We start from the raw sequence: 22,794 nt of genomic DNA, 5'->3' as shown, positions 1-22,794 counted from the left end.
CGCATGCCCCGTCGTGACCTGCCGCCGCCGCCCCCGCCCGCGCACCTGCGCGCCTGGCTCGACGCGAATGCCGTACGGGCCGACCGCGCACGGTTCCTGGGGGAGCTCGGGCGGCGCAGTCTGGGCTTCGGCCGGCTCCTGCTCCTCTGGGCGGTCTCGGGGGTCTTCGCCCTGGGCTGGTCCTTCGTCGGAATGGCCCTGATGGCCATCGAGACGCACGACCCCTTCGCGTACCTCTTCGGCCTGATCTTCGCCGTGCTCGGCGTGGGCGTGCTGATACCGGCCGGGTTCTGGTTCGCCTGGGGCGCCAAGCGGGACCGGCAGGTGCGCAGGCTGCTGTGCGCCTGGGCCGAGCTGGACCGGGACCCGCCCGTGGACGCCGCCGTACGGGCCCCCGGGCGCAGCCTGATCTGGCTGCTGGCCTCCTTCGCCCTGGGCGGGTTCGGACTCTGGGTGACCTTCGGATCGGCGGCTTCGGCCCGGCCCGGAGCCGACACCTACGGGGAGGTCGCCTACACGATGGGCCTCGGCATGATCCTGTGGATCACCGCCCTGCTGGGCCTCGGCAAGGCGGGCGCGCACTACCGGTGGGCGCTGCGGGTCTTCGGGGGCGGGAGCGCGGGTGCGGGCGGGGCCCCGGGGGGCGGCGGACCGTCAGGGCCGGCCGGTCGGTGAGCCGATCAGCATCGAGGGGGCCCCGGCGACCCGGGTCAGGAACACCGTGGCGGAGTTCGGCCCCTGCGGCTTGACCTTCTTGCGCAGCTCCTCCGGCTCGATCGCGGAGCCGCGCTTCTTCACCGTGAGGATGCCGACCCCGCGCTCGCGCAGCAGCGCCTTGAGCTTCTTCAGCCCGAACGGCAGCACGTCGGTGATCTCGTACGAGGTCGCGTACGGGGTCTCGTGCAGCTCGTCGGCGGTGATGTACGCGATGGTCGGGTCGATCAGCCGGCCGCCCAGCTGCTCGGCGACCTCGGCGACGAGGTGGGCCCGGATCACGGCGCCGTCGGGCTCGTAGAGGTAGCGGCCGACGGGGCCGGCCTCGGGATCGGGCAGCGGATCGGCGGTCGCCAGCGCGCGCGGACCGGGCAGCAGGGTGGCGCGGATCTCGCCCGGCGCCGTCCCGAACCACAGCACGGCCTCCTTCACGTCCCCCTGGTCGGAGATCCACTCGGCCTGCGCCTCGGGGGGCACCGCCTCGTGCGGGATCCCGGGGGCGATCTTGATGGCGGCGACCTTCGCGGAGCGGGCGGTGGCGATCGCCCAGGACAGCGGCGGCGAATAGGACTCCGGGTCGAAGATCCGGCCGCGCCCGCCCCGCCGGGCCGGGTCGATGAAGACGGCGTCGTAGCCCGCGGTGTCGACCTCCGTCACATCGGCCTCCCGGACCTCGATCATGTCCGCCAGCCCGAGCGCCTCGGCATTGGCGCGGGCCACGGCGGCGGTCAGCGGATCGTGGTCCACCGCCAGGACGCGGATGTCGAGCCGGGCCAGGGCGAGGGCGTCGCCGCCGATCCCGCAGCAGAGGTCCGCGAGGCTCCGTACGCCCAGGGCGGCGAGCCGCTCGGCGCGGTACGCGGCCACCGAGGCGCGGGTGGCCATCTCCCCGCCGCCGGGGGTGAAGTACATCCGGTGGGCGTCCTCGGCCCCGAACTTCGCGACCGCACGCTGGCGCAGCCGGGCCTGTCCGAGGGCTGCGGAGACCAGCGCGGCGGGGTGTTCGCGGCGCAGCCGGGTGGCGACGGCGATCTCCTGGGCGGGGTCGTAGTCCCGGAGCGAGTCGAGGAGGGCGTGGCCCTCGGGGGTGAGGAGCGCGGCGAAGTCTTCGGGGGTCACGGGTCCATTGTCGGCCACGGTGGGCCACTCGGAGGAAGGTCGGATTCCCCTCGCGGTGTCGCCCGCGACGCGTGCGTGAAGGGTGTAAAGATCCCCGACTATGCAGCTAGTCCGACAAACGGAACATAAGACGCAACACGGTCACCGGATCGCGGCAGTCGCGCGCGGCCGGTTGGGTACGGCCGCGATGGCCGCACTGCTCGTCGCCGCACTCGGCACGGGCTGCGGGGCCGGCGGATCCGAGACGCCGGACAAGGCGGCCAAGGCGAAGGCCGCCGCGGGCGCCGCGGGCGAGCAGGCCGGAGCGGCCGGCGCCCTCGGCACCTACGCCGAGAAGCTGAAGGCCCTCCAGCAGGCGAGGATCGTCGCCGCGAAGAAGTGGGGACTGGCCAAGCCGCCGCTCGTCGCTCCGCAGGCGCCCAAGCAGAAGCCGGAGATCACCACCCGCGACGGCTTCGAGGTCGAGGGCCAGGACGAGCTGCCCCCGGTCTTCACGACCGTCCCCACGGAGGAGAAGGTCGTCTTCCTGACGATCGACGACGGGGCCGAGAAGGACCCCGAGCTCCTGAAGATGATGCAGGAGCTGAAGCTCCCGTACACCGCCTTCCTGAGCGACTACCTGGTCCGGGACAACTACCCGTACTTCAAGGAGATGCAGGCGGCGGGCGTCACCCTGAACAACCACACGCTCAACCACCGCTACATGCCGGCGCTCTCGTACGAGAAGCAGCGCCAGGAGATCTGCGGACAGCAGGACACGATCGAGAAGACGTTCGGCAAGCGTCCGACGCTCTTCCGGCCGCCGTACGGGAACTACAACGAGGACACCCTGCGCGCGGCCAAGTCCTGCGGGATCAAGGCCGTTCCGCTGTGGAACGAAGAGGCCTTCCCGAACCGGATGGACTGGCGGGAGTGGGACAAGGACCTGCACCCCGGCGACATCATCCTCACCCACTTCCGGGGCAAGGAAGACTGGAAGGGCAGCATGACTGACATGATCCGTCACGTCATGAAGACCGTCACGGACAAGGGGTACGCCGTGGCTCGCTTGGAGGATTACTTGTGAAGCACGCGCGCCGGTTGGTAGCCGGAACGCTGACGGCCGGCGCGCTCGCGCTGTCCCTGACGGGGTGCGGGGACAGCGTGGATCCCATCGAACGGATGGGACGCAAGGCCACGGAGACGAGGGCGACTCCGGCGCCCTCGGGGGCGGCCTCCCCGTCCGCTGCGGGCAACGGATCGGTGGCCGCGGCGGACGAGGCCTACAAGAAGTGGGGCCTCAGCGGCCCCCTCCAGTACGCGCCCAAGCCGGCCGTGAAACCCCAGATCCCGCCGGCCAAGGCGGGGCGGGCCCAGGTCGTCGACCGAATACCCGTCCCGGCGGACGACAAGGTCGTCTTCCTGACGTTCGACGACGGTGCGGAGAAGAACCCCGAGTTCCTGAAGATGGCCGCCGATCTGAAGCTGCCGATCAGCATGTTCCTGACGGACAACATCGCCTCGTCGGACTACGGCCACTTCGAAAAGCTCCGCGACAACGGCTCCGACAGCACGATAAACAACCACACCCTGACGCACCCGAATCTCAAGACCCTGTCCTTCGAGGCACAGAAGAAGGAGATATGCGGGCAGCAGGAACGCCTGGAGAAGCGCTTCGGCAAACGGCCGACGCTCTTCCGCCCGCCGTACGGCAATCACAACGACGACACCCTCAGGGCCGCGCACGAGTGCGGGATATCCCAGATCCTCCTGTGGCGCGTGTCGATGCAGATCAACAACTTCCAGTACGCCGAGGGCTCCGCCCTGAAACCGGGTGACATCATCCTGGCCCACTTCCGCGGCCCCGCCGAGCTGAAGGGCACGACGGAGACCGAGATGACGACCCGGATGCTCCGGCGGATACAGGAGCAGGGCTACCGGATCGGCCGCGTGGAGGACTACCTCTAGACGACCCGGGGGCCCGCCGCTGCGATCACCGGGGTGATCGTCGTCTCCGCCGGGCCCCGGGCGTCCGCCTCGCGTTGTCGTTCGGTGCTGTCGGAGATGCGCAGCAGCAGGGCGATCATGATCCAGTTGGCCAGCAGGGACGAGCCGCCCGCGGCCAGGAACGGCAGGGCCTTGCCCGTCAGGGGGATCAGCCCCGTGACGCCGCCCGCCACGATGAAGACCTGGAGGGCCAGGGCGGACGACAGGCCCACCGCCAGCAGCTTGCCGAACGGGTCGCGCGCGCCCAGCGCCATCCGCAGGCCGCGCTGCACGAGGAGCGCGTAGAGGATCAGGACGGCCATGACCCCGGCCAGGCCGAGCTCCTCGCCCACCGTCGTCAGGATGAAGTCGCTGCGGCCCGCGAACTTGATCAGCTCGGGATGGCCCATGCCGAGGCCCGTCCCCGAGATGCCGCCCGTGCCGAAGCTGAACAGCGCCTGCGCCGACTGGTCCGAGATGACGCCCGGCGGCCGGTCCTTCCAGTAGTACGACAGCGGGTTCAGCCAGGCCGCCACACGCGCCTTGACGTGCGGTTCCGTCGTGCCCACGACGAAGGCGCCCGCCGAGGCGAGGACCAGGCCGCAGACGATCCAGCTCGTGCGCTCGGTGGCCACGTAGAGCATGACCACGAAGACGCCGAAGAAGAGCAGCGAGGTGCCGAGGTCGCGCTCGAAGACCAGCACGAGCAGCGAGATGATCCACACCGTGATGAGCGGGCCGAGCTGGCGCATCGGCGGCAGCCGCATGCCCAGGAACTTGCGTCCCGACAGGGCCAGCGCATCGCGGTGGATCACCAGGTAGCCCGCGAAGAAGACCGCGATCATGATCTTCACGAACTCGCCGGGCTGTACCGACAGTCCGCCGAGCTTGATCCAGCGCTTCGCCCCGTAGGTGTCCGCGCCGAAGAAGGCGGGCGCGATCAGGGCCACCAGCGCGACGACCATCGTGATGTAGATGAACCGCTGGAGCAGCCGGTGGTCGCGCAGGAGTGCCAGCACCGCGATGCAGGCCGCTACGCCGATCACCGTCCACATCAACTGGCTGGGTGCGGTCAGGGCGGTCTTGGGCCCGTACCGCTCCAGGTACCCCTGGTCGAGGCGGTGCAGCAGCACCAGCCCCAGCCCGGTCAGCAGCAGGGCCAGCGGGAAGACCAGCGGATCCGCGTACGCCGCGAACCTGCGGATCGCCAGGTGCCCCACCAGCGCGAGCAGCGTCATGCTGATCACGAAGCCGGTGAGGTTGGGCGGCAGCTCGTCGTTCATCGCCAGGCCCGCGCAGACGTGGCCGGAAATGGTCACGGCGAGGACGAGGACGAGGAGCAGCGCTTCCGTGCGGCGGCGCGCGCCCGCCGAAGTCAGGGGTTTCAGTCCACGCACGGGACGCCGCCGCCATCGATGGCGGGGGTTCCGCTGCTGCTCTGGGACGGTGCGGGCGCGGGGGCCGGGGCGGAGCTCCGGGACGGGCCCGGGGCGGAACCCTGTGGGGCCGGCGTGCCCGGTGAGGAGGGAGCGGCGCCAGGCGCGCTCGGGCTCGCAGAGGCCCCGGGCCCGATCCGCTCGGCTATGAACCGCTTTATCTTCATATCGTCTACGACGTTTATCTCCGCGCCATGGTTCCTGTCGAAGCCCTCGATGGGAAGGGTCACAAACTCCACGTTGCCCCCGGACAGGTTCTTCGCCTGCTTCACGAACGACAGCAGGTCCCACCCCCGATCGGTGACGACGTCCTGCTTCGCCGAGTCGATCAGCTTCATCAGCTTCACCGGATCGGTGAACGTCCCGGCCTGGTTCAGCTTGTAGGTCGCCCCCGCCAGGAACGCCTGCTGCCGCTTCGTCCGGTCCAGGTCGCCCATGGTCAGGCCGTGCCGCTGCCGTACGAAGGCCAGCGACTGCTGACCGTCGAGCGTCTGCCGCCCGGCCGGGAAGTCGGCCCCGGAGTAGCCGTCCTTCACCGGCTTCTTGAGGCACACCGGTACGCCGCCCAGCGCGTCCGCCAGGTGGTAGAAGCCGGCCAGGTTCAGCTCGGCGAAGTGGTCGATCGGCACCCCCAGGAAGGTGCGCACCGTCTCGATCTCCGCCTTGCGCCCCGCCTCGCGCCCCTCGTGCTCCAGCTGCCGCCGGTCCGTGACCCCCTTGGCGGCGAGCTGCTCCTCGACCGTGGCCTTCGCCCGCCCGTACGCCTCCTTGATCTTGGCCTTGCCGGTGAACCCGGGCACCCCGTGCAGGTCGACGAAGTCGTCGCGCGGCACCGAGAAGGCCTTCGCCTTGCCCCCGTCGCCGGGGACGTGCAGCAGGATCAGCGTGTTGGTGTTGTACCCGCCGACCTCGGAGCTCGCGCCCGCGTGCAGCTTTTCGAGGATGGCCGGCGGGAGGTCCTCGCCGTTCTGGTCCCGGCGGCTGTCCAGACCCATCAGCAGGATGTTCGTATCGCCGAACTTCGATTTCTCGGCGCCCTCCAGGGCCTTGGAGCTGCCGATGCTGGAGGCGAGGTCTTCGTACAGGTACCAGGCGGTCGCCCCCGCGAGCACCACCAGGGCGCAGCCGGACGCCAGCAGGGTGCGGGTGAGCCTGCGGCGGCGGGACGCGGGGACCGGGGGCTTCGGGGCACGGGTCTTCCTGCGGTGGGCGCTCATGCATCCCGATGCTGGGGGAGCGGTGCTGAAGGAAACCTGAGGGTCCTGAGGATGCCTTCAGGGGCGGGAGCGGCGCGTGGCCGAGCCGGGCAGGCGCAGCACCAGGCGGGCGCCGCCGGCGGGTGCGGGGAGCGCGCTGACCTCGCCGCCGTGCGCCCGGGCGATCTCCCGGGCGATGGCCAGCCCCAGGCCGGTGCCGCCGCCGGCCCGGCTCCGGTCCGCGTCCAGCCGCACGAACCGCTCGAAGACCCGGTCCCGGTCGGCCTCCGGGATGCCCGGCCCGTCGTCCGTGACCTCCAGCAGCGCCCAGCCGTCCTCGGTCGAGGCCCGGACCACGACCCCGGTACGGGCGTACCGCAGGGCGTTGTCCACCAGATTGGCCAGCGCCCGCTCCAGCCGCGCCGGATCCCCGGCGGCCGGTACGGGAGCCCGCGCGTCCAGCCGTAGCCGGGCCCGGGGCTCCGGGCGCCGCGCCGCGTCCTCGGCGGCCAGCAGCGCGAGGTCCACCGGCTCGGTGCGCGGCGCGGGCCCGCCGTCCAGCCGGGCCAGCAGGAGCAGATCGGCCGCGATGCCCTGCAGCCGCTCGGTATCGGCCAGCGCGGCGGCCACCGACTCCCGGTCGGGGTCCCGCAGCGCCACCTCCAGCCGGGACCGGACGGCCGCGAGGGGGTTGCGCAGCTCGTGCGAGGCATCGGCGGTGAACTGCCGCTGGCGGGCGTCGCTGCGCTCCAGCCGGTCGAGCGTCTCGTTGACCGTCCGGGCCAGCCGCGCGATCTCGTCGGCGCCGCCCGGGTCCGGGACCCGCCGGTCCAGCTCGCTCCCGGTGACCGCCGCCAGCCCGGTGCGGATCGCGGTGACCGGGCGCAGCGCATGGCCCGTCACCCACCAGGCCAGGGCCGCCGCGAAGACGATCAGCGGAGGCGCACCGGCCAGCAACCCGACCGCGACGGCCCGGTTGGCGTCGTCCACGTCGCCGAGCACGGTCGCGGCGTAGACGGTGTGCGCGTCGTGCGCCCCCGGCGGGCCGGGCGCGTCCACGGCGACCACCACGCGCCGCTGCGCGCCGGGGCGCGCGGGCGGCAGGACGCCCGACCGCATGTCCTCGCCGGGCGCGGGGCGCAACTCCGTGACCTCGGGAGTGTCCTTCAGGTCCCCGCTGGTGGCCACGACCGTCCCGGCGGCGTTCCGTACGAGGACCAGGTCGACCCCGTCCTCGGGCGCGGGCAGCCGGCCGGCGGCCGGGAGGCTCCCGGTGTCGTACTGGGCGGCCACCTTGCGGGCGGCGAGCTCGGTGCGGCCGGTGGTGTTCTCGATGAGGTTGGCGCGCAACAGGGTGTAGAGCCACAGCCCGCCGGCGGCCAGGACGGCGGCCATCGCGAGGGCGGCGGCCGCGGCGGCGCGTGCGCGGAGGCTCCCGAGGCGGCGGGGCCGACGCGGCCCCCGTCCCGGCTCAGCCACCGTCCGGGGCCATCCGGTAGCCGGTGCCGTGCACGGTGAGGATCGAGCGGCGGCCGAAGGGGGCGTCGATCTTCCGGCGGAGCGAGGAGACGTAGACCTCGACGATGTTCGGGTCGATGCCGTGCGGGCCGTCCCAGACCTCGTCGAGGATGTCCTGCTTGGCGACGGCCCGGCCGGGCTGCTCCATCAGGCAGCCCAGGACGCCGAGCTCGCGGGCGGTCAGCTCGATCTCGTGCGTGCCCCGGCGGCAGCGGCGGCCCTGGGCGTCGAGCACGAGGTCGCCGGCCTGGAGGACGGCGGGGCGGGCGGCGGCGGTGGCCGTGCGGCGGGTGAGTGCGCGGAGGCGGGCGGCGAGGACGACGAAGGAGAACGGTTTCGTCAGGTAGTCGTCCGCGCCCGAGTCCAGCCCCTCGGCCTCGTCGTACTCGCCGTCCTTGGCGGTCAGCATCAGCACGGGGGTGGCGACGCCGTGGGACCGCATCCGGGTGCAGATCTCGTAGCCCGAGAGGCCCGGGAGCATCAGGTCGAGGAGCACCACGTCGTACGGGCCTCCGGTGAGGGCCAGGTCCAGGCCGCGGTGGCCGTCGTGGGCGAGATCGACCCAGTGGCCGTCGGCGGAGAGGCCGCGCCGCAGTGAATCGGCGAGGCTGACTTCGTCTTCGACGACCAGGATCCGCATCCCCCAAGCCTCACATACCGGGCGCCGCACCTTCTTGACGCGCCACTCGCGCGGCTCGCCCCTGGCGGGCCTCCCCGGCTTCGCGCCGCTGCGCCGCCCTCCGTCCGACGGTGGCCGAGCGGGGCTGCCGCCCCGGGCCCGGTGGGCGGGTGCGGCCGGCTGGGCCCTGCGGGGCGAAGTCCCCTACCCGCCCTTCCACCGTTCCCCGGGCGCTGCTCGGACCCGCGCCTCAAACGCCGGCGGGGCTGGGGATGCCCCCGGCCGGGAGGGCTACCGGGCTGCGCCCGGCCCCCCCCTGGGGCTCCGCCCCAGACCCCGCGCCTCAAACGCCGGCGAGGCTGGATTTTCCGACCCCGGTCCTCAAACACCGGCGAGGCTGGATTTTCCGACCCCGGTCCTCAAACGCCGGACGGCTGAAATGGCTGCGCCGGATCGTCGCCCGGCCGGGGTCGGAGGGCTGCGGCGAGGGTCGGGGACGGGGACGGGGTGGGGTGTTGGCCTGGACGTAGAGCGTGATTTGTGGCGCGAGAACATGCCGCGCCCTGTCGGAGTAGAGCAGGGGGCGCCTAAATCATGCAGTCCAGGCCAACACCCCACCCCGGCCCCGGCACCGACCCACCCGCCGCAGCCCACCCGACACCAGGCCAACCCCAGCCCCGCCGGCGTTTGAGGCGCAACGGCGCCGCGCGCGAGGCGCCCCCGGCCGCGAAACCAGCGGCGCGTATTGGCACTCCGCTTGACCGAGTGCTAATCCCCGGAATAGTCTCGCGTCTGGCACTCGCCCCCGGTGAGTGCCAACCCTGCGACAGTGGATCCGGCACCCGCGACGACGGATCGACAAGGTCGCCACCCAGACAGTTAACTCCGGATCTCCGAAGCGGAAGGTCAGATCGTGACGACCACCAGCTCCAAGGTTGCCATCAAGCCGCTCGAGGACCGCATTGTGGTCCAGCCGCTCGACGCCGAGCAGACCACGGCCTCTGGCCTGGTCATCCCGGACACCGCGAAGGAGAAGCCCCAGGAGGGCGTCGTCCTCGCGGTGGGCCCGGGTCGCTTCGAGGACGGCCAGCGTCTCCCGCTGGACGTCACCGTCGGCGACGTCGTCCTGTACTCGAAGTACGGCGGCACCGAGGTGAAGTACAACGGCGAGGAGTACCTCGTCCTCTCGGCCCGCGACGTGCTCGCGATCGTCGAGAAGTAATCACTTCTCCAGTTTTGCTTTGAGCTACGCCCCTGGTCACCCCTGCTGATGCCGGGCGGCGAGGGGCGTAGTTCGTGTCTGACAGGCGGTCGCGGTGAGCGGCCGGGGATAGCAACGAGAGGGCTGAACCGCTCCCATGCCGAAGATTCTCAAGTTTGACGAGGACGCCCGTCGCGCCCTTGAGCGTGGCGTCAACAAGCTTGCCGACACCGTGAAGGTGACGATCGGTCCCAAGGGCCGCAACGTCGTCATCGACAAGAAGTTCGGCGCTCCCACCATCACGAACGACGGTGTCACCATCGCGCGTGAGGTCGAGCTCGACGACCCGTACGAGAACCTTGGCGCGCAGCTCGTCAAGGAGGTCGCGACCAAGACCAACGACGTCGCGGGTGACGGCACCACCACCGCCACCGTCCTGGCGCAGGCGCTGGTCCGCGAGGGTCTGCGCAACGTTGCCGCGGGTGCTTCCCCGGCCGCCCTGAAGAAGGGCATCGACGCCGCGGTCAAGGCCGTCTCCGACGAGCTCCTCGCGACCGCCCGTCCGATCGAGGACAAGTCCGACATCGCCGCCGTGGCCGCGCTCTCCGCGCAGGACCAGCAGGTCGGTGACCTCATCGCCGAGGCGATGGACAAGGTCGGCAAGGACGGTGTCATCACCGTCGAGGAGTCCAACGCCTTCGGCCTGGAGCTCGAGTTCACCGAGGGCATGGCCTTCGACAAGGGCTACCTGTCCCCGTACATGGTCTCCGACCAGGAGCGTATGGAGGCCATCCTCGATGACCCGTACATCCTGATCAACCAGGGCAAGATCTCCTCCATCCAGGACCTCCTGCCGCTGCTCGAGAAGGTCATCCAGGCCGGCGCCTCCAAGCCGCTCCTGATCATCGCCGAGGACGTCGAGGGCGAGGCGCTCTCCACCCTCGTCGTCAACAAGATCCGTGGCACCTTCAACGCCGTCGCCGTCAAGGCGCCCGGCTTCGGTGACCGCCGCAAGGCGATGCTCCAGGACATGGCCACCCTCACCGGTGCCACCGTCATCGCCGAGGAGGTCGGCCTCAAGCTCGACCAGGCCGGTCTGGACGTACTGGGCTCCGCCCGCCGCGTCACGATCTCCAAGGACAGCACCACCATCGTCGACGGTGGCGGCTCTTCCGACGAGGTCCTCGGCCGCGTCAACCAGATCAAGGCCGAGATCGAGTCCACCGACTCGGACTGGGACCGCGAGAAGCTGCAGGAGCGCCTGGCGAAGCTCGCCGGCGGCGTCTGCGTCATCAAGGTCGGCGCCGCCACCGAGGTGGAGCTCAAGGAGAAGAAGCACCGTCTCGAGGACGCCATCTCGGCGACCCGCGCCGCGGTCGAGGAGGGCATCGTCTCCGGCGGTGGCTCCGCTCTCGTCCACGCCGTGAAGGTGCTCGAGGGCAACCTCGGCCTGTCGGGCGACGAGGCCACCGGTGTCGCGGTCGTGCGCCGCGCCGCCGTCGAGCCGCTGCGCTGGATCGCCGAGAACGCCGGCCTCGAGGGCTACGTCATCACCTCGAAGGTCGCCGAGCTCGAGAAGGGCCAGGGCTTCAACGCCGCCACCGGCGAGTACGGCGACCTGGTCAAGGCCGGCGTCATCGACCCGGTCAAGGTCACCCGCTCCGCGCTGGAGAACGCCGCTTCCATCGCGTCCCTGCTGCTCACGACCGAGACCCTGGTCGTCGAGAAGCCGGCCGACGACGAGGGCGACGCCGGTCACGGCCACGGTGGCCACGGCCACAGCCACTGACCTCGTCAGTAAGCAGTAAGCAGTAAGCACAGGAAAGCCCCGGTCACCGCTGCCAAGCGGTGGTGACCGGGGCTTTCCCGTGTGCCGCCGACTCCGGGTGGAGCGTCAGCCGGGCATCATGCCCATCTGGCGCATCAGGCCCGGGGCGTCGTAGTACCACCAGTCCTCGGCGATCTGGCCGTCCTCGATCCGGCAGGTCGTACAGCCCGACATGGTGAATTCCTTGCCGGTCGGCGCGACCCCCATGAACTCGCCCTTGTGGGTGCCCTTCCAGTCCCACAGGGTGGTGACGCAGTCGCCTTCGGCCATCTGGCGCGTCATGTCGAAGGTCATGTCGAAGGCGCCCCGCCACATGCCGACGGTCTTGCGGATGCCCTCGCGGCCGTTGCCCTGGCCGGCGCTCTCCATGATGTCGTGGGTGACGTAGTCGGCCGCGATGCAGTCTTCGACGGCGTCGAAGTTGCCCTTGCCCACGACCTCCTCGAGGAAGCGGTTCACGACGAGCTTGTTGAGGTACTCGTCGCGGACCACGTCGAGGTTCATGAACTTCGGCATTCCGTCGCAGAGCGCCACCATCTCCTGGAACATCCGGTCGGTTTCCGGGAGCTGAGAGTTCTTCATGGCCTCTTCGTACGAGGGGAATTCGACCAGGTCCACGTAGTGGGTCTTGGAGTCGCGGTCCCTGCCGATGAGGGTGTGGGTGACCGTGCGCTTGCCGGCGGTCTGCTCGGCATAGCGGTCGATGAGACTGTTCATCTCGTCGAAGCGCTTGGTCTCGTAGTCGATCACTTGTACGAATGTCATCGCGTCGCCTCCCGCGCTGGATGGGACACATCCAGTCTAGGGAGATTTCACCCATATGCCGCGTTTACCCACAGGCCGCCAGGCCACCAGGCCACCAGGTCGCCACCGGCGGTCCGGCTACTGGGGCCCGTACTTGCGCCCGGTGCGCGAGGACACTCCGCCGAGCAGCCCCCGCGGGGCCACCTTCACCAGGCCCATCAGCGCCTTGTACCGCGGGTCCGGGATCGACACCGTCTTGCCCCGCGCCAGATCGGCCAGCGCCGCCCCCACCAGCTTGTCGGCGTCGAGCCACATCCAGCCGGGGATGTTGTCCGTGCCCATGCCGGCCCGCTCGTGGAACTCGGTGCGCACGAAGCCCGGGCACAGCGCCATCAGCCGTACGCCCGAGCCGGACAGGTCCTTGGCCGCGCCCTGGGTGAACTGCACGACCCAGGCCTTGCTCGCCCCGTAGGTGCCGCGCGGCAGGAAGGCGGCCACCGAGGCCACGTTGATCACGCCGCCGCGCCCGCGCGAGCGCATCGGCTCCACGGCCGCCGAGGTCAGCCGCAGCACCGCCTCGATGTGGACCTTCAGCATGGTCAGCTCGTCGGCCATGGAGACTTCGAGGTAGCGGCCCTTGTTGCCGAAGCCCGCGTTGTTCACCAGCAGGTCCACCGGGTGCTTGCGGTCGGCGAGGCGTTCCTCGACGGCCGCGATGCCGTCCTCGGTGGAGAGGTCGGCGGCCAGCACCTCTGCCTCGATCCCGTGCCGGTCGTGCAGCTCGGTGGCCTGCTCGCCGAGCCGCTTGGTGTCCCGGGCCACCAGGACGAGGTTGTGGCCCTCGGCGGCGAGCCGCCGGGCGAAGGCGGCGCCGATGCCCGCCGTGGATCCCGTAATCAACGCAGTCGTCATAGGCGCAACCTAGTCGCCCTGCTTCCCGTACTTCTCCACGTGGGCCAGCGCCTTGTCCCGAGCCTCCGGCTCCAGGGCGTCGCCCGCCGCCAGCGTGCGCGGCAGCAGCTCCCGCTCGGTGGTGAAGGCGCGGAACCAGAACTCCACCGTCACCTCGTGGTCCGGGCGGTGCACGACCTCGATGGTGTCGCCGGGGGAGACCGAGCCCTCCTGGAGGACCCGCAGGTAGGCGCCCGGCCGGGCTTCCTGCGTGAACCGCTTCACCCAGGCCTTCTCGCCGAGCATCCCCTGGAAGGTCCGGCACGGGATGCGGGCCGAGGCCACCTCCAGGAGCAGGTCGGGGCCGACCCGCCAGCGCTCGCCGAGCAGTGCGCCGTTCACGTCGAGGCCGGAGGTGGTGAAGTTCTCGCCGAAGATCCCGCCGGGCAGCTCGCGGCCGAGCTCGCGCTCCCACCACTCCAGGTCCTCGCGGGCGTACGCGTACACGGCCTGGTGGTCCCCGCCGTGATGGCGCAGGTGGCAGACGTCGTCCCCTTCGACCCCGCTCGCACCGATGCCCTTGGGGCCCGGCGCGAAGACCCGTACGGGGCCCGGCGCGGGGATCTTGCCGTGACCGGTCAGCCCGTCCGGGGCGTCGGTGTAGTCGACGGCCGTCGCGCGGCCGAGGTTCACGGAGATCAGATGCATGGCCCCACGCTAGCGGAATCACCTCAAAGGCGGCCGGGGATTATGCGCGCCCATGTCAAAGCACCCCTTATGCTCGAAGGGTGATCGAGGCACGCCATCTCCGAGTTCTGCGCGCTGTCGCCGGAACCGGGTCCTTCTCCGCCGCCGCCCGCGAGCTCGGCTGCACCCAGCCGGCCGTCTCCCAGCAGATGAAGGCGCTGGAGCAGTCTGCCGGCACCCCGCTGCTGATCCGCACCGGGCGCGAAATGCGCCTCACCCAGGCCGGTGAGGCGCTGGTCCGGCATGCCGCCGGGATCCTCGCCGGGCTGACGGCCGCCGAGGAGGAGGTCGCGGCCATCGCGGGGCTGCGCGCCGGCCGGGTCCGGCTGGTCTCCTTCCCCAGCGGCAGTTCCACGCTGGTGCCGACCGCGCTCGCGGCGATGCGCGCGGAGCATCCCGGGACCCGGATCTCGCTGGTCGAGGCGGAGCCGCCGCGTTCGGTGGAGATGCTGCGCGAGGGGGACTGCGATCTCGCGCTGGCCTTCCGCTACGGCGGCGCTTCCGGGTCGGCGGCCGAGTGGGAGGACCTCGTGGTCCGGCCGCTGCTGACCGACCGGCTCGTCGGACTGGTTCCCGAGGGGCACCGGCTGGCGGGGGCGGAGCGGGTGGGCATGGCGGAGCTGGCCGACGAGCCCTGGATCGCGGGCTGTCCGCGCTGCCGCCGCCATCTGGTGGAGGTGTGCGAGGCCGCCGGTTTCACCCCGCGCATCGACTTCGCCACCGACGACTACCCGGCCGTGGTCGGCCTGGTCGGGGCCGGGCTCGGGGTCGCGGTGCTGCCGGAGCTCGCGGTGGAGTCCGTACGGGCCAAGGGCGTGAGCACCCTCGCCGTGGAACCGGCCGTCGAGCGGGAGGTCGTCGCGCTGACCCTGCCCGACCTGGCGCGGGTCCCGGCGGTGGCCGCGACCCTGACCCAGCTGGAGCGGGCCGCCCGGCGCTGACGGCCCGGTCTGGCACCGGAGCATCCGCACCGGACGGACGCCACCCGAAGGACCGTACGGCGGTACGGCCGGTCGGGTGGCAGCCGGTCCGGGCAATCGAGGAAACGTTCCTTCGGTCGTTTCGTGGGAAGCCCGCTCAGTGCGGAGCGATCGGCGTGCTCGGTCCGATCGCGGTCGTTGCCGGGATCAGGCGATGGCGTGCGCGGCCCATCAGTTCTTCGCGTTCGTCCTCGGTGAGGCCGCCCCACACCCCGTAGGGCTCGCGGACGGCGAGTGCGTGCGCGGCGCATTCAGAACGCACCGGGCATCGCATGCAGACCTCTTTAGCCGAGGTCTCGCGCGCACTCCTGGCCGCGCCCCGCTCACCTTCCGGGTGGAAGAAGAGGGAGCTGTCGACTCCGCGGCAGGCAGCCAGCAGCTGCCAGTCCCAGAGGTCGGCGTTCGGTCCGGGGAGGCGGGAGAAATCTGCCATTGGTAGTCCTCTTGGTGCCGGTACTGAGGCGGATACGGTCCATGTCTCCACACCTACTGTCGTAGTAGATGTAAATATGACTCATTGGGAATCTAGCCTCAGACATGCGCCAAACGGAAGGAAAGCCGCCAAATAGGGCATACCGTCATCTGGAGGACACGCGGCGAGTGGCTCCTGCCTTGTGTTCGCTTCCTCACGTAGAGTGCCGAAGGTGTCCGTCCGACCCGTAACTCTTTCGAGTGACCATCGTTGAGAGTGCGAAGGCGGTTGAACCAAGAAGTTCTCGGACATGTGTCCGGGAGCATCGACCGCACAGGTGACGATACGTACCAGCCTGGAGGCTCAAGGTGACGCGCATCAGCAGCTGCGGAGGGCGGTCATGACATCCGTCCTCGTCTGCGACGACTCCCCGCTTGCCCGAGAGGCGCTCCGTCGCGCGGTTGCCACCGTGCCCGGCGTCGAGCGAGTGACGACGGCTGCCAACGGCGAGGAAGTCCTCCGCCGCTGGGGTGCCGACCGCTCCGACCTGATTCTGATGGATGTCCGGATGCCCGGGCTCGGCGGTGTGGAGACGGTTCGCCGGCTGCTCTCGGCCGACCCCGGCGCCCGCATCATCATGCTGACGGTCGCCGAGGACCTGGACGGCGTGGCCCTCGCGGTCGCCGCCGGCGCCCGGGGCTACCTGCACAAGGACGCCTCGCGCGCCGAACTGCGGGCCACGGTCACCCAGGCCCTCGCCGACCCGACCTGGAGGCTGGCCCCGCGCCGGCTCCGCTCGGCCGAGATGGGCGCCGCGCCCACGCTCACCGCGCGCGAGATCCAGGTGCTGGAGGGCATGAGTCACGGCCGGTCCAATGCGGAGATCGGGCGCGAGCTCTTCCTCTCCGAGGACACGGTCAAGACGCACGCCCGCCGGCTGTTCAAGAAGCTGGGTGCGTCCGACCGGGCGCACGCCGTGGCGCTCGGGTTCCGCTGGGGCCTGGTCCGCTGACCGCGCGACCGCCGGCCCTCACCGGCCGGCGGTGCCGCGGGCGGGCCGGCCCGCCCGGTTCCCGCGGTCCCGGCAGCCCTCCGGAATCTCCCGCTGTCCGATCCGCCGCACCCTGGTGCGCACCGGGGATTGACGGTGCACAATCCGGGGGACGTGTCGCTTCGGGCGCGATGCCGCATGCTTGAGGGTGTGGCGCATCCTGGAGATGTCGCCGCGGGGACGATTCGGCCGAGCGGGAGGGGAGGGGCCAGAGCATGAGTTCCGGTGCACCCACCCCGCACAACCCGTCGACGCATAACGCTTCGACGCACAACACGGGCCGCAGTGCCGCGAATACTCCGGCGCCAAGGCACCATGGATTGATGCGTGAAGACCGCGAAGGCCCAGCCCCGGGGTCACCCGCGACCACAGGCGGCAGCGGCGCCTCCCGAAACAGCGGCGACAGTACCGTCAGCGCGCTCGTACGCCGTGCGGTGGAAGGCGACGAGCAGGCCACCCACGATCTGCTCGCCTTCGTGCACCCCCTCGCCATCCGCTACTGCCGCTCCCGCCTGTCGCGACTTCCGGGTGACGCTCGCCACTTCGTGGAGGACCTGGCGCAGGAGGTCTGCGTCGCCGTCCTGATGGCCCTGCCGCGCTACCGCGACACCGGGCGCCCCTTCGAGGCCTTCGTCTTCGCCATCGCCGCGCACAAGGTCGCCGATCTCCAGCGTGCCGCCATGCGCCATCCGGGCAGTACGGCCGTGCCCTCGGACGAGATGCCGGAACGGCCCGACGACTCCCTGGGTCCGGAGGAGCGCGCACTGCTGAGCAGTGACGCCGCCTGGGCCAAGAAGCTGCTCGCCAACCTTCCGGAGAACCAGCGCGAGCTCCTCGTCCTGCGCGTGGCCGTCGGGCTGACCGCCGAAGAGACCGGGCAGATGCTCGGAATGTCCCCCGGGGCGGTGCGCGTCGCCCAGCACCGGGCGCTGAGCCGGCTCCGTGCGCTCGCCGAGCAGTAGGCCGTACGGGGTTTTTCCCGTAGGAAGATACGAACCTTGGCATCGATCTTCGTCGTGGAATGAGACGCGTCGGGATCCCGTTAGCATGGACATCCGCGCTGAGCAAGACCATCTTGGAAGGTGTCATGACTGTGAACGCCGACGGAGTGCCCGACAAATTCGCCACACTCGGCCTCACGTATGACGATGTGCTGCTGCTTCCGGGGTCGTCGGACATGTCCCCGGACGCGATCGACACGTCCTCGCTCATCTCCCGCAACGTCCGGGTGAACGTCCCGCTGCTCTCCGCCGCCATGGACAAGGTCACCGAGTCCCGGATGGCCATCGCGATGGCCCGCCAGGGCGGCGTCGGCGTCCTGCACCGCAACCTCTCCATCGCCGACCAGGCCAACCAGGTCGACCTCGTCAAGCGCTCCGAGTCCGGCATGGTCACCGACCCGATCACGGTGCACCCCGACGCGACCCTGCGCGAGGCCGACGAGCTCTGCGCCAAGTTCCGCATCTCCGGCGTCCCGGTCACCGACCCGGCGGGCAAGCTGCTCGGCATCGTCACCAACCGCGACATGGCCTTCGAGTCGGACCGCAGCCGCCAGGTGCGCGAGGTCATGACCCCGATGCCGCTGGTCACGGGCAAGGTGGGCATCTCCGGCGTCGACGCCATGGAGCTGCTGCGCCGCCACAAGATCGAGAAGCTGCCGCTCGTCGACGAGGCCGGTCTCCTCAAGGGCCTCATCACGGTCAAGGACTTCGTCAAGGCCGAGAAGTACCCGAACGCCGCCAAGGACAAGGACGGCCGGCTGCTCGTCGGCGCCGCCGTCGGTGTCGCGGGCGACGCGTACGAGCGGGCCCAGGCCCTGATCGAGGCGGGCGCCGACTTCATCGTCGTCGACACCGCCCACGGCCACTCCCGTCTCGTCGGCGACATGGTCTCCAAGATCAAGTCGAACTCGACGGTCGACGTCATCGGCGGCAACATCGCCACCCGCGACGGCGCCCAGGCCCTCATCGACGCCGGCTGCGACGGCATCAAGGTCGGCGTCGGCCCCGGCTCCATCTGCACCACCCGTGTGGTCGCCGGCATCGGCGTCCCGCAGGTCACCGCGATCTACGAGGCCTCGCTCGCCGCCAAGGCGGCCGGTGTGCCGGTCATCGGCGACGGCGGCCTGCAGTACTCCGGCGACATCGCGAAGGCCCTGGTCGCGGGCGCCGACACGGTGATGCTCGGCTCGCTGCTCGCGGGCTGCGAGGAGTCCCCGGGCGAGCTGCTCTTCATCAACGGCAAGCAGTTCAAGTCGTACCGCGGCATGGGCTCGCTCGGCGCGATGCAGTCCCGCGGCGACCGCAAGTCCTTCTCCAAGGACCGCTACTTCCAGGAGGGCGTGGGCGGCGACGACAAGCTCATCCCCGAGGGCATCGAGGGCCAGGTCCCGTACCGCGGCCCGCTCTCCGCGGTCGTGCACCAGCTCGTCGGCGGTCTGCGCCAGTCGATGTTCTACGTCGGCGGCCGCACGGTGCCGGAGCTCCAGGACCGGGGCCGGTTCGTCCGGATCACCTCGGCCGGCCTCAAGGAGAGCCACCCGCACGACATCCAGATGACGGTCGAGGCGCCGAACTACAGCCGCAAGGGCTGATCGGGGCGGTTGCTCAGCAGCACCGGAGGGGCGGGCCCGCACGGGTCCGCCCCTCCGGCGTGCCCGGTGCGTGCGTCCGTACAGCGGTCACCGGAACGCGGCGCGCCGGGGTTCGGGGATACTGGACGGGCAGACCCACAGGAAAGGCCACCACACGTGACTGAGATCGAGATCGGGCGCGGCAAGCGCGGCCGCCGGGCGTACGCGTTCGATGACATCGCCATCGTCCCCAGCCGCCGTACCCGGGACCCGAAGGAGGTCTCGATCGCCTGGCAGATCGACGCCTACCGCTTCGAGCTCCCGTTCCTGGCCGCCCCCATGGACTCGGTCGTCTCCCCGCAGACCGCCATCCGCATCGGCGAGCTCGGCGGCCTCGGCGTGCTGAACCTCGAAGGCCTGTGGACCCGGTACGAGGACCCGCAGCCGCTGCTCGACGAGATCGCGGAGCTGGACGAGGAGTCCGCCACCCGTCGTCTCCAGGAGATCTACTCCGCTCCGATCCAGGCGGACCTGATCCGGCAGCGGATCAAGGAGGTGCGCGACTCGGGCGTCGTCACCGCCGCCGCGCTCTCCCCGCAGCGCACGGCCGAGTTCTCCAAGGCCGTCGTCGACGCGGGCGTGGACATCTTCGTGATCCGCGGCACCACCGTGTCGGCGGAGCACGTCTCCGGCGCCGCCGAGCCGCTGAACCTCAAGCAGTTCATCTACGAGCTCGACGTCCCGGTCATCGTGGGCGGCTGCGCCACCTACACCGCGGCCCTGCACCTGATGCGCACCGGCGCTGCCGGTGTCCTGGTCGGCTTTGGCGGCGGCGCCGCGCACACCACGCGCAACGTGCTGGGCATCCAGGTCCCGATGGCCACCGCCGTCGCCGACGTGGCCGCGGCCCGCCGCGACTACATGGACGAGTCCGGCGGCCGCTACGTGCACGTCATCGCCGACGGCGGCGTGGGCTGGTCCGGCGACATCCCCAAGGCCGTCGCCTGCGGCGCCGACGCCGTGATGATGGGCTCCCCGCTGGCCCGTGCCACCGACGCGCCCGGCAAGGGCAACCACTGGGGCATGGAGGCCGTCCACGAGGACGTGCCGCGCGGCAAGAAGGTCGACCTCGGCACGGTCGGCACCACCGAGGAGATCCTCACCGGTCCGTCGCACTCCCCGGACGGCTCGATGAACATCTTCGGCGCGCTGCGCCGCTCGATGGCCACCACCGGCTACAGCGAGCTCAAGGAGTTCCAGCGGGTCGAGGTCACCATCGCGGACTCCCAGCACAGCCGCTGAGGCCCGTCACCGCACCTTCCGAGGCCCGGCTCCCCTTCGGGGGAGCCGGGCCTCGGGCGTTCGGTGAGTGGGGTGGGACACCGGTCAGTTCTTGCCCTTGGTCCGGCGGTTCACACAGATGGACCACGGGACGAGGAAAGCCGCGGCGACGAGCAGCCAGGGCACCAGGGAGTACGCGTCGTCCCGGGAGAGCTGGCCGTGCCGGTCGCCCAGGGCCGTGCCGACCAGGACCACCCCCACGAGGGTGAGCATCCCGGGGAGGCCGAGCACCCACAGCAGGACGGTGAACCAGGCGGCGGGCTCGCGGTCCGGGGGGTGCGAGGCGGTGGGGAGGTCCGGGGTGTTCGGGAGGTTCGGGGACACGCGCGGATCATAGGGCCGGGGGCCTTGCGGAAGACAGGTTTCCGGCTGCGGGTGATCATGGGCCCGCCTGCTCGGAGCCGCGGCGGCCGGGTCCGCTCCCGGGGACGGGGACGGCCCCGGAGTCCTGTGCGGAGTCCGGGGCCGGGCCGTGTGGAACGAGGGGTCGGGCGGGGTCAGGCGGCCTTGCGGGCCGACTGGAAGGCGGTGTAGCCGCCGAGGCCGAGGAACAGGTACGTCATCGGGCCCGACGTCTCCGTCCAGACGTCGACGAGCAGGGAGGTCCCGAGGTTGAGCACGTCGAGGGTGCTCACGCCGTGCTCGTCCGCACCGATCATGGCGATGCCGAAGATCTGGCCCGCGAAGACGGCGGCCAGCGAGAGCAGCGCGCTGAGCACCGGCAGGAGGGGGTTGGACCCGCCGAGCTTGCCGGCGGCGAAACCGACGGCGGCGCCGACGCCGACGGCCGCGAAGCCGACCTGGTACCCGGTCAGGCCGATGATCGCGCCGTAGACGGCGGCGGTGACCAGGGCGACGCCCACGGCCGCGCCGATCCCGAGGCCCACGTTGGCGGGGCGCGCCGGGGCCGGGGCCTGGGCCTGGAGGAAGTCGGCGCCGGACGGGCCCGGGTAGGGGGCCGGGGTGGCGGCGGCTTCGGGTGCGGGCGTGCCGGCTTCGGGCGCGGGCGGCTGGAACTGCTGGCTCATGGAGAAATCCCCCCCAGGGATTTGGGCACACGGGGCCCGCACGGCTGACGTGGGGGTGTATGCGCGAGATAAGTCGCCGCAGGCTAGCAGCAGCCTGTGACATCCGTGGAGGGGTTTCGGGTGGGCAGGGTTTGCGTGCGGGGTGTGGGCTAGAGGCGGTGTGCGGCGCCCGCCGGGCTGGCGCCGCGGGTGTCCAGGAGCAACTGGGCCTTCACTGCCAGGCCTTGTAGGTCGTAGGTGCGGTGGTGCTGGAGCAGGATCGTCAGATCGGCGTTGGCGGCGGCCTCGTACAACGATTCGGCACGGGGGACGGGCTGGTCCCTGACGCGCCAACCGGCGATGTACGGGTCGTGGTAGCTGATCAGCGCACCGAGGTCGAGGAGCCGGCTGGCGATCTCGCGCGCCGGGGAGCCCTCCTGGTCGGCGAGGTCCGGCTTGTAGGTGACGCCCAGGAGCAGGACGCGGGCGCCGCGCGCGGACTTGCCGTGCTCGTTGAGCAGGGTGGCGCTGCGCTGGATGACGTACTGCGGCATCCGGTCGTTGATCTCCTGCGCCAGGCCGACCATGCGGAGAGGGTGACCCGGGGTGCGGGTGGTGTGGGGGAGGTAGTTGGGGTCCAGGGGGACGCCGTGGCCGCCGACTCCCGGGCCGGGGCGGAAGGCCTGGAACCCGTACGGCTTGGTCTCGGCGCACCGGATGACGTCCCACAGGTCCACGCCGAGGTCGTGGCAGAGCACGGCCATCTCGTTCATGAGGGCGATGTTGACGTGCCGGTAGTTGGTTTCCAGCAGCTGGACCGTCTCGGCCTCGCGCAGGCCGCGGGCGCGGACCACCTTCTCGGTGAGGCGGGCGTAGAAGGCGTGCGCGGACTCGGTGCAGGCGGGGGTGAGGCCGCCGATGACCTTGGGGGTGTTGGAGATGCCGTGCGTGCGGTTGCCCGGGTCGAGGCGGCTGGGGGAGTAGGCCAGGTGGAAGTCCCGGCCGGCGCGCAGGCGGGAGCCCGATTCGAGGATCGGGCGCAGGTAGTCCTCGGTGACGCCGGGATGGGCCGCCGATTCGAGGATGACGGTGGTGTGCGGGCGCAGCCGGGCGGCGAGCGTGCGGCCCGCCTCGCCGACCGCGGAGAGGTCGAGCGCGCGGTCGGCGCCGAGCTGGGTGGGGGCGCAGATGACGGCCGTGCGGACCCGGCCGAGTTCGACGGGGTTGGTGGTGACCCGGAAGCCGGCCGCCGACATGCGGCGGATCTCTGCGGCGGTGAGGGTGGAGTCCGTAGCCGGACCGCTGTCGTAGCCGACCGTCTCGATCCCGGCGGCCACGGCTGCCTGGGCGAGCGGGAGGCCGAGATGGCCGAGTCCGATGACGGCGAGATCTGCGGGCATGGGGGTGCCGTCCCTTCCCTTCCCTGACATGCATGAGGGGGCGGAGCGCGCAA

22 protein-coding genes are annotated in these 22,794 nt (G+C 71.1%); 10 read left to right on the top strand and 12 right to left on the bottom strand.

Going from position 1 to position 22,794, the window contains the following annotated elements; genetic code table 11:
• Positions 1-3 precede the first annotated feature (3 nt).
• The gene (locus ACFRU2_RS15345; RefSeq protein WP_382972131.1) at positions 4-675 is read left to right on the top strand and encodes a hypothetical protein; all 672 of its coding nucleotides are present in this window, start codon (positions 4-6) and stop codon (positions 673-675) included.
• Here the strand turns inward: ACFRU2_RS15345 and ACFRU2_RS15340 are convergent.
• The gene (locus ACFRU2_RS15340; RefSeq protein WP_382972128.1) at positions 655-1,851 is read right to left on the bottom strand and encodes a methyltransferase domain-containing protein; all 1,197 of its coding nucleotides are present in this window, start codon (positions 1,849-1,851) and stop codon (positions 655-657) included. The two genes, ACFRU2_RS15345 and ACFRU2_RS15340, sit on opposite strands and share 21 nt — an antisense overlap.
• An 82-nt stretch (positions 1,852-1,933) precedes the next feature.
• On the opposite strand from ACFRU2_RS15340, the gene ACFRU2_RS15335 reads away from it, so the two are divergent.
• Positions 1,934-2,899, top strand: coding sequence for a polysaccharide deacetylase family protein (locus ACFRU2_RS15335; RefSeq protein WP_382972127.1), 966 nt, complete (start codon positions 1,934-1,936; stop codon positions 2,897-2,899).
• Entirely contained in the window at positions 2,896-3,780 is an 885-nt protein-coding gene (locus ACFRU2_RS15330) for a polysaccharide deacetylase family protein (protein WP_382972125.1), read from the top strand. Before ACFRU2_RS15335 ends, ACFRU2_RS15330 begins: the two co-directional genes overlap by 4 nt.
• On the opposite strand, the gene ACFRU2_RS15325 is transcribed toward ACFRU2_RS15330, so the two are convergent.
• The 4 genes from ACFRU2_RS15325 to ACFRU2_RS15310 are packed head-to-tail and all read right to left on the bottom strand — an operon-like array spanning position 3,777 to position 8,588.
• Positions 3,777-5,195, bottom strand: coding sequence for an FtsW/RodA/SpoVE family cell cycle protein (locus tag ACFRU2_RS15325; protein WP_382972123.1), 1,419 nt, complete (start codon positions 5,193-5,195; stop codon positions 3,777-3,779). The two genes, ACFRU2_RS15330 and ACFRU2_RS15325, sit on opposite strands and share 4 nt — an antisense overlap.
• Positions 5,183-6,451 (bottom strand): LCP family protein, encoded by a 1,269-nt coding sequence (locus tag ACFRU2_RS15320; RefSeq protein WP_382972121.1) that lies wholly within the window; start codon positions 6,449-6,451, stop codon positions 5,183-5,185. Before ACFRU2_RS15320 ends, ACFRU2_RS15325 begins: the two co-directional genes overlap by 13 nt.
• 57 nt (positions 6,452-6,508) lie before the next feature.
• Positions 6,509-7,909 carry a sensor histidine kinase gene (locus ACFRU2_RS15315; RefSeq protein WP_382972119.1) on the bottom strand — a complete coding sequence of 467 codons (1,401 nt, stop codon included), beginning with the start codon at positions 7,907-7,909 and terminating at the stop codon, positions 6,509-6,511.
• Positions 7,902-8,588 (bottom strand): response regulator transcription factor, encoded by a 687-nt coding sequence (locus ACFRU2_RS15310; protein WP_382972117.1) that lies wholly within the window; start codon positions 8,586-8,588, stop codon positions 7,902-7,904. The genes ACFRU2_RS15315 and ACFRU2_RS15310 overlap by 8 nt, the downstream gene beginning before the upstream one ends.
• Before the next feature lie 892 nt (positions 8,589-9,480).
• Between ACFRU2_RS15310 and groES the strand changes: the two genes are divergently transcribed.
• Positions 9,481-9,789, top strand: a complete 309-nt coding sequence (gene groES / locus ACFRU2_RS15305) for a co-chaperone GroES (RefSeq protein WP_008739621.1) — start codon at positions 9,481-9,483, stop codon at positions 9,787-9,789.
• 136 nt (positions 9,790-9,925) lie between these two features.
• Positions 9,926-11,557: a chaperonin GroEL gene (groL, locus tag ACFRU2_RS15300; RefSeq protein ID WP_250744124.1), complete on the top strand. Its 1,632-nt coding sequence runs from the start codon at positions 9,926-9,928 to the stop codon at positions 11,555-11,557.
• Between the two features lie 105 nt (positions 11,558-11,662).
• On the opposite strand, the gene ACFRU2_RS15295 is transcribed toward groL, so the two are convergent.
• From ACFRU2_RS15295 to ACFRU2_RS15285, 3 genes are all read right to left on the bottom strand, one after another.
• A complete protein-coding gene (locus ACFRU2_RS15295; RefSeq protein WP_382972114.1) occupies positions 11,663-12,361 on the bottom strand; it encodes an ester cyclase in 699 nt (232 codons plus the stop codon).
• A gap of 117 nt (positions 12,362-12,478) precedes the next feature.
• A complete protein-coding gene (locus ACFRU2_RS15290) occupies positions 12,479-13,252 on the bottom strand; it encodes an SDR family NAD(P)-dependent oxidoreductase (protein ID WP_382972112.1) in 774 nt (257 codons plus the stop codon).
• Positions 13,253-13,261: 9 nt separating this feature from the next.
• Positions 13,262-13,939, bottom strand: coding sequence for an MOSC domain-containing protein (locus tag ACFRU2_RS15285; protein ID WP_274549118.1), 678 nt, complete (start codon positions 13,937-13,939; stop codon positions 13,262-13,264).
• A gap of 80 nt (positions 13,940-14,019) precedes the next feature.
• Between ACFRU2_RS15285 and ACFRU2_RS15280 the strand changes: the two genes are divergently transcribed.
• A complete protein-coding gene (locus ACFRU2_RS15280) occupies positions 14,020-14,919 on the top strand; it encodes a LysR family transcriptional regulator (protein ID WP_250744120.1) in 900 nt (299 codons plus the stop codon).
• 136 nt (positions 14,920-15,055) lie between these two features.
• On the opposite strand, the gene ACFRU2_RS15275 is transcribed toward ACFRU2_RS15280, so the two are convergent.
• The gene (locus ACFRU2_RS15275) at positions 15,056-15,391 is read right to left on the bottom strand and encodes a WhiB family transcriptional regulator (protein WP_250744119.1); all 336 of its coding nucleotides are present in this window, start codon (positions 15,389-15,391) and stop codon (positions 15,056-15,058) included.
• 379 nt (positions 15,392-15,770) lie between these two features.
• Between ACFRU2_RS15275 and ACFRU2_RS15270 the strand changes: the two genes are divergently transcribed.
• The 4 genes from ACFRU2_RS15270 to ACFRU2_RS15255 all read left to right on the top strand — a co-directional run bounded on the left by ACFRU2_RS15270 (position 15,771) and on the right by ACFRU2_RS15255 (position 20,295).
• Positions 15,771-16,382 carry a response regulator transcription factor gene (locus ACFRU2_RS15270; protein ID WP_003948568.1) on the top strand — a complete coding sequence of 204 codons (612 nt, stop codon included), beginning with the start codon at positions 15,771-15,773 and terminating at the stop codon, positions 16,380-16,382.
• A gap of 362 nt (positions 16,383-16,744) precedes the next feature.
• Positions 16,745-17,383, top strand: coding sequence for a sigma-70 family RNA polymerase sigma factor (locus tag ACFRU2_RS15265; RefSeq protein WP_382972110.1), 639 nt, complete (start codon positions 16,745-16,747; stop codon positions 17,381-17,383).
• A 125-nt stretch (positions 17,384-17,508) separates the two neighbouring features.
• Complete coding sequence (gene guaB, locus ACFRU2_RS15260; RefSeq protein ID WP_382972108.1) at positions 17,509-19,014, top strand: IMP dehydrogenase; 1,506 nt, start codon at positions 17,509-17,511, stop codon at positions 19,012-19,014.
• 156 nt (positions 19,015-19,170) lie between these two features.
• Complete coding sequence (locus tag ACFRU2_RS15255; RefSeq protein ID WP_243333436.1) at positions 19,171-20,295, top strand: GuaB3 family IMP dehydrogenase-related protein; 1,125 nt, start codon at positions 19,171-19,173, stop codon at positions 20,293-20,295.
• Positions 20,296-20,379: 84 nt separating this feature from the next.
• On the opposite strand, the gene ACFRU2_RS15250 is transcribed toward ACFRU2_RS15255, so the two are convergent.
• From ACFRU2_RS15250 to ACFRU2_RS15240, 3 genes are all read right to left on the bottom strand, one after another.
• Positions 20,380-20,658: a hypothetical protein gene (locus tag ACFRU2_RS15250; RefSeq protein WP_382972106.1), complete on the bottom strand. Its 279-nt coding sequence runs from the start codon at positions 20,656-20,658 to the stop codon at positions 20,380-20,382.
• Positions 20,659-20,831: 173 nt separating this feature from the next.
• Positions 20,832-21,362 carry a hypothetical protein gene (locus ACFRU2_RS15245; RefSeq protein WP_382972104.1) on the bottom strand — a complete coding sequence of 177 codons (531 nt, stop codon included), beginning with the start codon at positions 21,360-21,362 and terminating at the stop codon, positions 20,832-20,834.
• Between the two features lie 149 nt (positions 21,363-21,511).
• Positions 21,512-22,741 carry a nucleotide sugar dehydrogenase gene (locus ACFRU2_RS15240; protein ID WP_250744114.1) on the bottom strand — a complete coding sequence of 410 codons (1,230 nt, stop codon included), beginning with the start codon at positions 22,739-22,741 and terminating at the stop codon, positions 21,512-21,514.
• Positions 22,742-22,794 lie beyond the last annotated feature (53 nt).

Source organism: Streptomyces sp. NPDC056883 (assembly GCF_042788835.1).
Lineage (GTDB): Bacteria > Actinomycetota > Actinomycetes > Streptomycetales > Streptomycetaceae > Streptomyces > Streptomyces stoeckheimensis.
This window is presented reverse-complemented; position numbering and strand designations above follow the sequence as displayed.